This window comes from Dyadobacter sp. CY356, from assembly GCF_021440195.1.
In the GTDB taxonomy this organism is placed as follows: domain Bacteria; phylum Bacteroidota; class Bacteroidia; order Cytophagales; family Spirosomataceae; genus Dyadobacter.
Genome location: NZ_JAJTSZ010000002.1, coordinates 502,524 through 517,054, shown reverse-complemented (window position 1 = coordinate 517,054; position 14,531 = coordinate 502,524). Strand labels below are relative to the sequence as shown.

Here is a 14,531-nt window from a genome sequence, read left to right as displayed (position 1 = left end):
ATCCTTTGTTTAAAATAGCAAAATTTTAAGTTTTTGTTCTTTCTTTGTTATCTTGTAGAATTGATTCGACCCAGCATGAACAAATTAGAGCAAGCCTTCACCCTTTTTGACAATTATAATAAGCTTTCACCGGAGCGGGTCACGTGGAATGGAGAAGTGTTTCCCTCAGAATATTTTTATGCGTTAAAGTTATATGATTGGGTAAATAAACTTGAACCAGATGCACCGGAAGCACTATTGCTTGCTTCAAGAAGTCAGCATATCGGGCGATGGGAAATAGCAAGAAAATCTTATCCCGATGGCCGCGTCGGTTATCTGAAATGGAGAAGCGATCTGGCCAGGTTTCATGCGCAAAAATCTTCTGAGTTGCTTTTAGAAGCCGGATTTGATGAGACTGTCATTGACAGGGTAAAACAAATTATACTAAAACAGAGAATAAAAGCAGACAAGGATGTCCAGACAATGGAAAATGCGCTTTGTCTTGTTTTTCTTGAATTTCAGTTTGATGATTTGATCCAGAAATTGAGTGAGGAAAAAATGATCGACATTTTGCAGAAAACCTGGGGCAAAATGAGTCTTCCCGGACAGGAAGCTGCGCTGGCTATTCAATATAGTGAAGAGGGGAGCGCACTTTTGAAAAAAGCACTAAACGCTGGTTGAGACATAGGAATAGTGAAACACGTATGCTTTAAACAAAAATGAAAGCAAGCTTTGGGAATGAATCATTAGAAATGGTAATATCCGGTATTGACGCCGGGATATGGGATTGGGATATGATTACCGGCCAGCAAATCTGGTCAGACAGGATATATACAATTTTGGGATACGAGCCGGGTGAGTTAGAGCCATGTTATCATACATTTTTGGATATACTGGTTCATCCGGAAGATCGTGAGATTGTAGAAAAAGGTATTGACGAACAATTGAAAAATCATGTTCCTTACAAAGTAGAAATCCGATTAAAAACCAAAGCAAACGAGTTCAGATATTTTCAATGTTCGGGTATAGCTAAATTCGTCGATGGAAAGGCCGTGAGAATGGCTGGCTCCATTAATGATATACAGCATCGTAAATTTCTGGAAGAAAAGCTTTCACAAAATGAACAAAAAAACCAGAAACTTGCTGATGAAAAGCTTCGTGTTATTTTTCAATATTCAACAGACGCTCATTTACTCTTTGACGAAACCGGCATAGTAGATTGTAACGAAGCGGCAATCAAGATGCTTAAATGCAAAAATAAATCTGATTTACTGTCTTACCACCCCGCCATTTTCTCTCCGGAATTTCAGCCAGACGGCAGACGTTCTGATGAAAAATCCATAGAAATGGACAAAATCGCCTACGAAACGGGATATCATCAGTTTGAGTGGATTCATAAAAAGATTGGTGGTGAAGAATTTCCGGTTGAGGTTACCCTTAATCCGGTTAGCGTTGCCGGGAAACTGGTTTTGCTTGTCGTTTGGCATGATATCACTGAAAGAAAACTTGCTGAGGAATTAATAAGAAGGAATGAAGCCATGCTGGCAGAATCCCAGGAGCTGACACACAGTGGGAGCTGGGAAGCGGATCTGGTGACAGGGAAAAATTACTGGTCGGCTGAAACATTCCGGATTTTTGGAATGGAGCCTACTGATACAGCACCCAGGACAAGAGAATTTACCAAAAAAATACATCCGGAAGATCGCGATCTGTACCGTACTCAGATTCAAAAAGCTGTCAATGAAAAGATATCATCCAGCTTCGATTTGCGCATTGTGCTTCCTGGCGGTCAGGTAAAATATATTCATGCAATAGGTAGAGCAGGAACTGATAAAGCTGGAAATGTTGTAAAACTCTACGGCGCAATTCTTGATATTGATGAACACAAAAAAGCGGAACGCGAGCTGGTTCAGGCAAAAGAAGAAGCGGAGATGGCTGCCACGGCAAAATCTCAGTTTTTGTCTACCATGAGCCATGAAATCCGGACGCCAATGAATGCGGTGATCGGGTTTACGCATTTGCTTTTACAGCAAAATCCCCGTCCTGAACAAATGGAATATTTGAATATTCTGAAATTCTCAGCTGAAAATCTCCTCGTTTTAATAAACGATATTCTTGATTTCAGTAAAATAGAGGCTGGGAAAATTGAATTTGAAGAGGTGGATTTCAACATTCATAATCTCGTCGAGAATATCAGGCTTGGAATGGTGCATAAAGCAAAGGAAAAAGGTATCCAGCTTAAACTGATGATCGACAGTGATTTGAATCGGGCAGTTATGGGCGATCCGGTGCGCATGGGGCAGATCCTTACTAACCTCATCAGCAATGCGGTTAAATTTACGGATGACGGAAAAGTTATAATTTCTGCGTCCCTGGCCAGTCAGAATAAGGATCATGTTGTCGTTGATTTTGAAATCTCGGATACCGGTATAGGCATAGCGTCAGACAAAATTGATAACATTTTTGAAAGTTTTACACAGGCAAGTTCAGATACAACAAGGAAGTTCGGAGGTTCAGGATTGGGCCTGACGATCACAAAAAGACTTCTCGAATTGCAGGGAAGTAAAATTGAGGTTCGGAGTACGATCGGTAAAGGCTCTGTTTTCTTTTTTAGTATGCGTTTCAAGACCAGTACGAAACAACTGCTGGAACAGGCAAAAGCAGATCTTCCTAAAATTAAAAGTTTAAAGGGTACGAAAATACTAATTGCCGAAGACAATCACATCAACGTAATTCTTGCAAAACAGTTTTTTAAACAATGGGATGTTGAATGCGATGTGGCAGAAAATGGCCTTCTGGCTTTTGAGCTTGTGCAAACCAATGACTATGATATGGTTCTCATGGACCTTCAGATGCCCGAGATGGATGGTTATGAAACAACAGCGAAAATTAGAAAGCTGGATGGTGCCAAATTTGCAAATTTACCCATTATTGCACTTACGGCCTCTGCTATGCTTGATGTAAAAGACAAGGCGTTTGACGTAGGTATGAATGACTATTTGAGCAAACCTTTCAACCCAAACGAATTGTATTCAAAAATCGCTTATTACAAGCAATCTTCAAATTGATACAGTAATTTATATTTTGCATTTTTTGTAGAAATACTTGTAGTGTCAGGATTTGATAACTTCTTAGCGAAAAGTCAGCGAAAAAATATTTTCTTCATTGCACAATAATTACTACCTACATTTAGGTAACGAAGCTAATTATACGTTTTTTTAGTAGATGTGCCTTTTTAGCCTTGAATCGCCACTTTTAGTTCGTATTATGAATTTTATTTGTCGTATTTTGGTGATTGTAGCTATTGTTCGTAATTTTACTAAGCAATTTTTCGACAAGAATATTGTAGATCATATTACAAATTAGTTGCGAAATAAGTTTATATTCGCTCTATCCAAACCCTCGGCAGATTCAATACTTCAAATTTTGAATAAAGCACAGAATCGTAAAGAATATTTCAAAACTGAACTGCTGATTTCTAACCAGCTGGGAATTGTATTTGTGCCCAGGAACATACACGCATTATATAAAATCGATAGTTACGTATATCCTATTTTACTCAACATATGAACCCACGGAAAACTCTACTGGTAATGGATGATGAACCAAGTATTTGCAAGATACTGGAACATTTTCTGAAAAAAGACTTCAATGTATTTGTCAAAAGTGACGGTGCCGAAGGTATGCTTTGGCTTGAAGAAGGCAATGAGGTTGATTTGATTATTGCAGATCTGCAAATGCCAAATCTGAATGGAAAAGAGTTTTTAAAAATTGCCCGGGCGAGTAATCTGTATGCTGATATTCCTGTAATTATTCTATCAGGGTCTGATGAAAGCAGTGAACGGATACAGTGCCTGAATCTTGGCGCAGATGACTTTATGGTTAAGCCTTTTAATCCTGTTGAAGTCCAGGCCAAGGTTAATGCAATTTTGAGACGTAGCAAAAGATATTCCTGATACTATAAATCTACATTAGCATGATGGAGTGGACAAGCCAGTCTGACGGAACTTCGGTTGATTCGAAGGTACCGCCTACTTCTCAATACCGTATAGCTTATTTGAGCAAAGATTTTGAACAATATCTTTGGTTTTCAGCCAACTACGGTAGTTTTTTACAAATTGAATATTTCGAGGATAAAGAGGAACTGCTAAAAGCCCTGCAGGAATATTTTCCGGCAGATGCAATCCTGGCGCACGTTAGGAGCGGGGCTTGGGAATTGCTTGACCAGGTTCGCAGCAGTCCCGGCTTTGGCAATATTCCATTTGTAGTTTTGGTGGACAACTTAAATCAGGCCGTAATTCGCAATGCGAAGGCAAAAAGGGCTGATGACATTTTCCCAGCAGATTTTACAGAAGGTGATATTCTTACAAGGCTTCGATATTTTACAAAGCGCCAGTGGTATGTGGCCAGTAAAGCCTCGAAAAAAATACAGTCAGAAGAGCAGCGCACACCGTTCTGGAAACGTGCGATCGATGTGATCTCCACCGGTGGAGCCGTGATTTTGCTCTCACCAATTTTTATCCTAGTTGCAATTCTTATTCGTCTTGATTCAAAAGGTCCTGTTTTTTACAAATCGAAGAGGGTAGGTGCGGGATACAAAATTTTCGACCTGTACAAATTCAGGACTATGCGTACAGATGCTGACCAGATGATTAGAAAAATGGCAGCATTAAATATGTACAACGCAAAACCTGCGGAACAGGAAGTGAAATCTGAAAATTCAAATTTCTGCGAAGAATGTAATAGCGGAGGCTTTTGTAACCGACGTTTGTTTTTGGATGGTAAAGAGATATGTGAAAAGGTTTACCAAAACCAAAAAGAACAAAAAGCGGCATTCATGAAGTTTCAGAATGATCCGCGGATTACAAGAATTGGTAATTTCCTGAGAAATACCAGTCTGGACGAACTCCCGCAGCTTATCAATATATTAAAAGGTGATATGTCACTTGTTGGCAATCGTCCTTTGCCATTATACGAAGCTGAAAAATTAACGACCGACCACGCTATTTTGCGCTTCGCCGGTCCGGCTGGATTAACCGGTCTTTGGCAGGTGACAAAACGTGGAAAAGGAAAATCGGATATGTCAGAAGAAGAAAGAACAGAACTTGACATTACATATGCCAAAAACTTCTCTTTCAAAATGGATCTGAAAATTATCCTGATGACTTTCCCGGCCTTGTTCCAGTCTGAAAACGTTTAATTTGAGTTAATCAGTAAGTTATCGGCATTATAATACTCACTATGTCAGATGGTCTTAATCCATTGATTTTGCGCCTCATCAAATCTTTTGATCACGCGGGAAGGATTTCCAACGGCAACGGAATAGGGCGGAATGTTCTTGGTTACTACGGCGCCAGCCGCCACCACAGAATGTTTGCCGATTGTTACGCCGGCAGTAATAACAGTATTGGCACCTATCCAGCAGTCATCTTCAATGACAATCGGAGCAACACTAACACCCTGCTGGTGAATAGGTTTTGTGACATCCTGATAATTATGATTAAGTCCGCTCGCAACAATGTTCTGGGCCAGAATGACATTGTTACCAATTGTGACCGGACCAATGATTACATTTCCCATGCCAATCAAAGAATTATTTCCGATATGAACGTCTCCAACACCATTATTAATCGTGCTGAAATCTTCAATCGCAGAATTGTCTCCGATTGAAAATGGGTTGAAAGGTACTACGTCCATTCTGACACGTCGGCGAATAATCACACCGTTTCCCTTTTTATGATAAAACGGATTTAAAAATAGCCTGACCCAAAGACGCGGACGAGCCTGATTAGTTGGAATAAGAAGCCAGTGAATAAATTTTTTAAGCTTAGGATTGCCCTTGATTTGATCGGAAACTGACATAATAGAAGGTTTATTTGGGAACGTTGAGTTATAAATGATCTGACTAAAAGCAAAAGTAGTTTTTAATAATATATTTTTTTCAAAAATTAATGCAGATGAAATACGCAGTGTTTTTGGTTTTTTTCTTTTTAATAATGCAAAGCGTACATGCGCAGGAATCTCTGAGCAGAGATATCTCGTATGAATATCTGGACAAACTTGTTGCTACTTGCAAGACGAATTATCCTAAAAATAAAATATTTGACACGCGTATTTCCATAGCGGAATATGGCATTAAGAAGGCCAAATTATCTTACTTCGATATTTTTTCTGCGGGTTATTTATACAGTCCGAATAGCAGCAACGGAACCGCAGGTGCTGCCAGTTTCTTAGGAGGATATCAACTGGGTTTTTTCGCAAACATTGGTTCGCTTTTACAAAAACCAAGTGTTATCAAACAAGCAAAAGGAGAGTTGGCCACTGCTGAGTTTGAAAAGTTAACGAATGATCTCAATGTTGAAGCGGAAGTTAAGAAGCGGTATTTTACTTATCTACAAAAGATTGCGGTGCTGAGATTGAAAAACGAAGCTTTGCTTGATGTTTTAAGTATGCTGGCAAGTGTAAAACATAAGTTTGAAAAAGGGGAAGAAACTCTTGAAAACTATAATGAAGTGTTGATGATGCAATCGGCACATTCACAAAATATTATTATTGCTGAAAGTGAAGTTTTAATCGCAAAAAGCTCACTGGAAGAATTGTTGGGACAAAAACTTGAAAATATAAAATGAGTGAATTTTTACAGTTTATAAGATTATTGCAAAGAAACAAGCTTACATTAATTCTGGTACCCATAATTACTGTTATAGTAAGCTATTTTCTCGTACAGGGACTACCCGACACCTACAAAACACACGCCAGAATAGCAACCGGGCTGGTAGACAAAACTGATCAGGTAATCACCAAATCCAAAGACGAACAGGATTCAGAGATTGCCAGGAAATTTGAAAGCCTCATGCAAATGATGAAGCTTAAAAAGATCATGGATCAGGTATCATACCGTCTGATTCTGAACGATCTTAAAAGTGTAAAAGATTCGACGTGGCGTGCTCCCGTGAAAGAGCTAAAGAATATGTCCAAGGCAGATAAGGCAAAGGCAATTGCCTTAATTACAAGTAAATACAGAAAAAGAGAGGAGCTGGTTTTGTCAAATCCCTATGAAAACAGTTTAAACAAAATAATTGTGGACATGGGTTATGATGCGGATGCCATAAGAGAAAAACTGACAATTTACAGGACTGGGGCGGGCGACTATATCAACATCGATTACGAAGCCGAAAATCCTGATCTGGCGGCGTTTGTAGTTAATACGCTGTGTAAGGAATTTATAGCTTCTAATTCATCAAGAATCGTTGAAAATAGTAGGAAAACGATTGATTTTCTTCAAAAATTTCTTGAACAAAAACAGATTGCCCTTAATGGCCGGATGAATACGCTTCGAAATTTTAAAATTCAAAACAGGGTTCTGAATTTAAATGAAATGGCAAAAAGTATCTATGGGCAAATGGCAGATTTTGAAACCCGCAGAGAGGTTGCCGAGAAGGAAATTATTTCTTACACTGCTGCCATTAAAAACATTGACAGCAAATTTGATCCGGCCGACAGGCGGTATTTTGAAAGCGCCCTGGTATCTATCAACAAAGATATTGTAGCGAGTAAGCTTGCGCTGAAAGATCTAAACAACAAGTATGTTGTGAGCAATTTTAATCCTGTTGTTAAACGCAGCTTGGATTCACTGCAAAACAAGCTAACCGAACAGATAGCAGGAGCATCAGATAAATATATCTATAATCCGATGTCAGCCAAGCAGGATTTGGTAACACAAAAACTGACAATGGAAATCTCTCTGGATCTGGCTAAAAATAGCGTCAATTCAATTCAGGGAGAATTGAACAGGCTAAACAGAAAATTTGATGGCCTGGTCCCCAATGAAGCCAGGATACAGGAATACGAAACAGGAATTGATATTGCCAGTAAAGAATATATTGAGGCTTTGCAAAGATACAATGACGCAAGTCTGGAATTCAGCTTTCCGGTATATCTCAATTTAATCGAACGAGCGTTGCCGGGAGAGGTTCAGGCATCTAAAAAAATGGTTTTGATTATCTTGTCAGGAGTGATCAGCTTTACCTTCTGTGTCTTTGTTTTCTTCATCTTGTATTATCTGGACAAATCGATCCGGTATCCTATCCAGTTGGCAAATGCCATGGAAAGACCAGTACTCGGTTATCTTAATAAACTTGAAAGCGATTCTGCGCTGAATCTTTCTGGTGCGGGTGGCTCTAATGAGAAATCACTCTTATTGTATAAAAACCTGATCCGTTCAATCCGTTATGAACTGGATAATGAAATTGAAGATCCGAAGATTATCGCCGTTACAAGTTTGACCAGTGGTGTTGGCAAAACGCCGTTTGTTGTAGGTTTAGCATGGGCATTTTCAAAAATTAATAAGACAGTACTGATCATAGACGGTAATTTTGGCCATCCTGCTATCTCAACTTTAAATCCGGACGCTGACCTTTTTGTCAATTTCTTCAAAAACGAATCAGTAATAAAAGCATCTCCCGGACAAATTACGGTTTTAGGAAACCGCGGCGGTGACTCGTCGCTTCTTGAAATATCGTACGATAAACAAATTCAGGAAAAACTTACTATACTGAAAAGCCGATTTGATGTGATCCTGATCGAAACGGATCCGTTATCACAAATGAATAAAGCAAAAGAATGGATCGCTTATACAGATAAGGTCGTAACAGTTTTTTCCGCCGGACAAACGATTTCCGAGGAGGACGCTTCTAAAATTCAATATTTGGACAGCCTTGACGGAAAATTTGCCGGATGGGTTTTAACTAACACTGGAAGTATGCGCGAACAAGCTGGCAAAGTCCGAAAAACGGTTGAGGCATGAAAATAATTGAATTTTTCTGGTATCTGTTACAGATAGTGATCGGATATAATCTGGTTTTTCCTGTTTTACTATTGCTCATTTACAAGATGAGGGGCAACAAGGAAAATCCCAAAAAAGCTGTTTTATCTGGTTCTCAGGATTATGGGATAATTGTGACTGCCTATGAACAGACTCAGCAGCTGCCGGCAGTTGTTGCCTCGTTGCTGGGATTGAATTATTCAAACTATCATATTTATGTTGTTGCGGATAAGTGCGATATAACCAATCTTCATTTTAATTCAAATAAGGTAACTTTGCTTCGTCCGCCAATTACATTGGGGAGTAATACCCGGTCGCATTTTTATGCAATAAATAATTTTGAAAGACCTCATTCGCATTTAACTATAATTGACAGTGATAATTTAACGGATCCTGAATATTTAAATGAGCTGAATACTTATTTTGATCAGGGTTTTGAAGCGGTACAGGGTGTCAGGCAGGCAAAAAATCTTGACAGTACATATGCTTGCCTGGACGCGGCGCGGGATATTTATTATCACTTTTACGATGGTAAAGTTCTTTTCGGTGCAGGCTCTTCGGCAACTTTGGCGGGTTCAGGTATGGCATTTACAACTTCGCTATACCGGAAATGTTTGGAGCACCTCGATGTTACCGGAGCAGGATTTGATAAAGTTCTTCAGGAGGGCATTGTCAGTAGAGGTTACCGTATAGCATTCTGCGAACGGGCAATAGTTTATGACGAAAAGACGAGTGGAACGGATCAGCTTGTTAACCAAAGAGCGCGTTGGATAAATACCTGGTTTAAATATTTCCGCCTGGGATTCAAACTATTTTTCATGGGTATTACCAATTTCGATAAGAATCAGTTTCTTTTTGGACTTGTGCTGCTCAGGCCACCACTGTTCATCTTCCTTCTTCTGTCACTGTTATTTTTATTCATAAATCTGTTCATGTCAATCCCGGTTGCGGTAATGTGGTTTTTGGCTTTATCTGTGTTTGTAATAGGATTTTACCTGGCACTGAAACTTTCCGTGACCGACAGGAGAATATATCAGTCACTTATCAATATTCCGAAATTTATTGCATTTCAGCTTGTAGCACTTGTCAAATCAGGAAAAGCAAATCAAATATCGGTAGCAACACGTCACGGACAGGCAAGTCAAAAGTAACAGCCATTTTTTATGAAAATCTATCCAAAAAAAGAAGAGAAAAGTGAAGAAGGAAACTTTGATCACCTTACTCCACTGGAAAAATTTACCAGGAAGTCGGCTTTGGTTGTTGCCTTTATCAGTGTGTTCTTTTTTTTCTTTAAAATTCTGTTTTTATAAGTGAATATTCAGTCAAATCCGACAACATTTCAGGAACAGAAAGTTAGTACTTCTCTGAAAAAAAAATTGCGTCAAATTGTTTGGGATGAAAAACTCAATAACCTTCCGGGCATACTTTTTCTTTTAGCCTTTTCCTTAGCCGCTGGTGTTGCCACGTCGTTGTATGGTTTGAAGGCAGGACTGGGAATTTTGGTTGTCATTTTTGGTGCAACATCTTTGTATGCCATTGTTGCCAAACCTAAATTTGGTATTGTTTTTCTTTTGATCCTCGCCATTTTCGTTTTTTCGCTTATAAGGCTTGGTCTTAACGTCCCTTGGGGAACGACTATTGATGTTGTCGAAACATTATTGATGCTGGGATTTTTCATTTCTCAAAAGAAAAATCCCAATTGGAAAGTTTTTAAAGGTCCCATAGCAACAATGATCCTGATATGGATCTTTTTCAATTTTATCGAAGTGGCTAATCCTGTTGCAGAATCAAGATTGGCGTGGGTATATACCATTCGTTCTGTTGCCATAGTGTTGATGATGTATTTTGTATTTGTTTATCAGATAAATACTATTCAGTTCATAAGATTGATTCTCAAATTATGGCTTATATTATCCTTGGTTGGAGCACTTTACGGCTTTAAGCAGGAGTTTATTGGTTTTTCTGCATCTGAGGATGAGTGGTTGCATTCCGATCCGGCCATTGCGGATTTGCTCTTCATCTCAGGACATTGGCGAAAATTTTCAATTTTTTCTGACCCGGTGTCATTTTCTTATCACATGGTTGTCAGTTCGCTACTTTGTGTAGGTTTAATGGCAGGCCCATTTAAGCTTTGGAAAAAATTAGTTTTAGCTTTTTTTGCATTAATATTCATTTCAGCAATGCTCTTTTCAGGTACCCGCGGTGCATATGTGCTTGTACCGGTCGGATTGGCATTTTTTAGTCTTCTAAAATTAAGTAAGCAAATAGCCATCATCGCTTCGATCGCATTTGTATTTATTCTCGTTTTGATATTTATTCCAACATCAAATCCAACACTTTTCAGGTTTCAGTCTGCCTTTAAACCCAGCGATGACGCGTCATTCAAGGTAAGGGCCGTTAACCAGAAACGTATACAACCCTATATTCTGACCCATCCAATCGGCGGGGGACTAGGAGCCGTTGGATCCTGGGGTATTCGTTTTGCCCCTAATTCATTTCTGGCGAAATTTCCACCGGACAGTGGTTATGTGCGTGTTGCGGTCGAACTTGGCTGGATTGGACTTTTTATATTTTGCTGCCTGATGTTTACGATTCTGAAAGTTGGAATTAATAATTATTACCAGATTAAAAATCCTGAACTGAAAAACTACTGCCTCTGTATGCTTCTGGTGATGTTTGCGTATAACGTAGGAAATTACCCCCAGGAGGCACTCGTTCAGTTTCCGGCAAATGTCTATTTTTCTCTCGTTATAGCCCTGATTGGCGCAACGAAAATGCTGGATGACAGGGAACAAGCAAAAATAAAGAAGGGTAAACTGACATCAGCGGTCTAAACCGGAATCTTATGAAAATTGCCCACTTGATTTTAGCACATGCTGAACCTGAACAGTTAGAAAGGCTGATCCATAAGTTGCAGCACGAGGACGCATGTTTTTTTGTGCATCTGGATAAAAAGGCGGATATACATTATTTTGAATTTTTAATGAAAATCGCCAGGGTACGTTTTATTCCTGAAAGAGTAAACGTTAGGTGGGGGGCATATAGCATTGTACAGGCAACGATCAATGGTTTCAGGGCAATTCAGAATTCCGGTGTTGAAATTGGTATCATTAATTTATTGAGCGGATCGGACTATCCAATTAAAAATCCGAAAGAAATCCATAATTTCTTCAAAGAAAATGAGGGTCAAAATTTTATGGAGTTTCGGTTAGTCTATCATGAATGGGAGGAAGCCATTCCGAGAATAACCAGATATCACCTGGATAATTACGCATTTCCAGGGAAATATCTTCTTCAAAAATACCTGCATAAATTAGCCCCTCTGCGACAAATGCCTAACGGCCTCATTCCGGTTGGAAGGTCACAATGGATGAGCCTGACGATGGAGTCTGTGAAGTATATTCTTGACTATCTTGATAGGAACGCCAATGTTGCCAGTTTTTTTAGACTTACCTGGGCACCTGATGAAATGATATTTCAGACAATCTTGTACAATTCCGATTTTAGAACAAAAATTTCAAATAACAATTTAAGGTATATCGATTGGGCCGAAGGAAAGGCAAGTCCTAAAACTTTGTCAATGGAAGATGCGGATAAATTAATACAATCCGGTTCACTGTTTGCGAGAAAATTTGATTTAAAAGCGCATCCGGAATTGTTCGATTTTATTGACGGAATAATTGCGGATTTTGATAGGAAACCGTTGTAATACCAATATTAATTTAATTTTTACAGTATTTTTAAGCATGGATATAGTTATTACCGGTCAACAAGCCTGGGATGTGGAAATTGGCAGTAATTGCAAAAATATTGCTCTTGAATTTAGTAAAAATAACAGAGTTTTATATGTCAATTCGCCGTTGGACAGCGCGAGCTTGTGGCGTAACAACAAAGATCCAAAAGTTAACAAGCGACGTAATATTATTAACAAAAAGCAAAACGGGCTGGAACAGATTCAGGAAAATCTCTGGGTATTTTATCCTGACAGGCTGATTGAATCTATCAACTGGATTCCGTCAGATTTTATCTTCAATATTCTGAATAAACTGAACAACCGGACTTTTGCTAAAAGTATTCAGTCTGCTATTCAACAACTTAACTTTAAAGACTTCATTCATTTTAATGATAATGACATCTTTCGGAGTTTTTATCTGAAAGATCTTTTAATGCCAAAACTTTCTATCTACTATTCCCGTGATTTTATGTTGGCGGTAGATTATTGGAAACGGCATGGCAAAACTTTTGAACCTCAGCTTATCGCGAAAAGTGACATTTGCGTTGCAAATTCAACTTATTTGGCGGACTATTGCAAAAAATATAATCCTAATTCCTACTATGTTGGTCAGGGATGCGATCTTGACATTTTTCTGGACGGAATGCATTCCAGTGAGCCAAAAGATATAGTATCGATTTCCAGCCCTAGAATTGGTTATGTCGGAGCGCTGCAAAGTTTGCGGTTAGATCTGGATTTGCTTCATCATATTGCAACGGTGAAACCCGAATGGACGATTATTCTGGTTGGCCCGGAAGACAATGAATTTCTTCAAAGTGATCTGCATAAATTGCCAAATGTAATTTTTACCGGATCCAGAAGTTTGGACGAATTACCGTCCTATATTAATTCTTTTGATGTCTGCATTAATCCTCAGCTTTTAAATGAGGTTACGATCGGAAATTATCCACGTAAAATTGATGAATATCTTGCTGTGGGGAAACCAACCGTTGCTACAAAAACGGATGCAATGAGTGTTTTCGCTAACCATGTTTATCTTGGAAAAACGAAAGAAGATTATATTAATTTAATTGAACTCGCCTTAGCAGAAAATTCCGTCAGCAAAACAGAAGACCGCCGTGCTTTTGCAAGTTCTCACACCTGGGAAAACAGTGTGGGAGAAATCTATAAAGCAATGCAGAAATCTCTCTAATCTTTTTGCTGCAACAATTACTTCAAATAATCGAGATTGAATTTAAAATGACGGTATAAATGTCTGAGTTGAGAAATCAGGATGTTATCGCTTTCGCGCCAGAGATTTCTTTTCATGGTACTCGGTTCAGCCTCGGTGTTTTTCTGGATGAATAATCCAGTATAATCTTTGTAGAATAATGCCTTACCTTTATTTTTCAGGAAAGACATCATCATACCGTATTCGGTTACATCACCCTTTTGGCCTTCAACGTACCGCCCGAATTTTTTGAAAAAATCAGTCCTTCTCAAATGTGGATGATCACTATACACATAGAATTTTTTGTACCCTGGTTTCCATAATTTAAAGTCCATTTCATAAAAACCATCCCTGGGATTTTTCAGGTAAGGATATTCAAAATATGCATAAAAACGTATTACGTCTAATTCCTTCTGCTCGTTAATCAGGCCGACACATTTTTCAAAACGCCCGGGAAATATGTCTGTTGGCGTGAAATCTTCCTGAACATACAGAGTCAACGAAGTTTTGACAGCATCCTGGCCTTTGTTGATGTTGTTGCCGAGGCCTTTATTTTTTGGTGTGGTAATCAGTCTGAAATGATATTGATTTTCAATTTTTTTAAGGTATTCCAGGTGTTCAGGCTTGCTTCCGTCATCTGAAACAACAATATCTTTAAATGTACAGTTAAGATCTATAAATGATTGTAAAAGATGTTCAAGTGACTGGCTTCTGTTGTAGTGTGTGATCAGAAGCGTAACATCTTCAAAATAATATTCAGTTTTCATGTTTTTAAAGTCGTTCAA

The 14,531-nt window shown here is 38.7% G+C and carries 13 protein-coding genes; 11 read left to right on the top strand and 2 right to left on the bottom strand.

Translation table 11 applies throughout. The features are described from left to right. Positions 1–75 precede the first annotated feature (75 nt). The 4 genes from LXL81_RS08460 to LXL81_RS08445 all read left to right on the top strand — a co-directional run bounded on the left by LXL81_RS08460 (position 76) and on the right by LXL81_RS08445 (position 5,179). Entirely contained in the window at positions 76–660 is a 585-nt protein-coding gene (locus LXL81_RS08460) for a DUF4202 domain-containing protein (protein WP_234646293.1), read from the top strand. Between the two features lie 38 nt (positions 661–698). Then, positions 699–3,047, top strand: coding sequence for a PAS domain-containing hybrid sensor histidine kinase/response regulator (locus LXL81_RS08455; RefSeq protein ID WP_234646292.1), 2,349 nt, complete (start codon positions 699–701; stop codon positions 3,045–3,047). Between the two features lie 498 nt (positions 3,048–3,545). Next, positions 3,546–3,935, top strand: coding sequence for a response regulator transcription factor (locus LXL81_RS08450; RefSeq protein WP_234646291.1), 390 nt, complete (start codon positions 3,546–3,548; stop codon positions 3,933–3,935). 20 nt (positions 3,936–3,955) lie between these two features. Continuing rightward, entirely contained in the window at positions 3,956–5,179 is a 1,224-nt protein-coding gene (locus LXL81_RS08445) for a sugar transferase (protein WP_234646290.1), read from the top strand. 44 nt (positions 5,180–5,223) lie between these two features. On the opposite strand, the gene LXL81_RS08440 is transcribed toward LXL81_RS08445, so the two are convergent. Beyond that, entirely contained in the window at positions 5,224–5,841 is a 618-nt protein-coding gene (locus LXL81_RS08440) for a DapH/DapD/GlmU-related protein (RefSeq protein WP_234646289.1), read from the bottom strand. A gap of 134 nt (positions 5,842–5,975) precedes the next feature. On the opposite strand from LXL81_RS08440, the gene LXL81_RS08435 reads away from it, so the two are divergent. From LXL81_RS08435 to LXL81_RS08405, 7 genes are read left to right on the top strand one after another with little or no spacing between them, the layout of a single operon-like run. Beyond that, on the top strand, positions 5,976–6,608 hold the full coding sequence (locus tag LXL81_RS08435) for a TolC family protein (RefSeq protein ID WP_234646288.1): 633 nt from the start codon (positions 5,976–5,978) through the stop codon (positions 6,606–6,608). Continuing rightward, a complete protein-coding gene (locus LXL81_RS08430) occupies positions 6,605–8,785 on the top strand; it encodes an exopolysaccharide transport family protein (RefSeq protein WP_234646287.1) in 2,181 nt (726 codons plus the stop codon). The genes LXL81_RS08435 and LXL81_RS08430 overlap by 4 nt, the downstream gene beginning before the upstream one ends. Further along, positions 8,782–9,954 carry a glycosyltransferase gene (locus LXL81_RS08425; RefSeq protein WP_234646286.1) on the top strand — a complete coding sequence of 391 codons (1,173 nt, stop codon included), beginning with the start codon at positions 8,782–8,784 and terminating at the stop codon, positions 9,952–9,954. The genes LXL81_RS08430 and LXL81_RS08425 overlap by 4 nt, the downstream gene beginning before the upstream one ends. A gap of 12 nt (positions 9,955–9,966) precedes the next feature. Then, complete coding sequence (locus tag LXL81_RS08420) at positions 9,967–10,113, top strand: hypothetical protein (RefSeq protein ID WP_234646285.1); 147 nt, start codon at positions 9,967–9,969, stop codon at positions 10,111–10,113. Continuing rightward, a complete protein-coding gene (locus LXL81_RS08415; protein ID WP_234646284.1) occupies positions 10,114–11,637 on the top strand; it encodes an O-antigen ligase in 1,524 nt (507 codons plus the stop codon). 11 nt (positions 11,638–11,648) lie between these two features. Further along, complete coding sequence (locus LXL81_RS08410) at positions 11,649–12,512, top strand: beta-1,6-N-acetylglucosaminyltransferase (protein WP_234646283.1); 864 nt, start codon at positions 11,649–11,651, stop codon at positions 12,510–12,512. 37 nt (positions 12,513–12,549) lie between these two features. Next, complete coding sequence (locus LXL81_RS08405) at positions 12,550–13,728, top strand: glycosyltransferase (RefSeq protein WP_234646282.1); 1,179 nt, start codon at positions 12,550–12,552, stop codon at positions 13,726–13,728. 17 nt (positions 13,729–13,745) lie between these two features. Here LXL81_RS08405 and LXL81_RS08400 read toward each other — a convergent pair whose 3' ends face one another. Further along, entirely contained in the window at positions 13,746–14,513 is a 768-nt protein-coding gene (locus LXL81_RS08400; protein ID WP_234646281.1) for a glycosyltransferase family 2 protein, read from the bottom strand. Between the last annotated feature and the right edge of the window lie 18 nt (positions 14,514–14,531).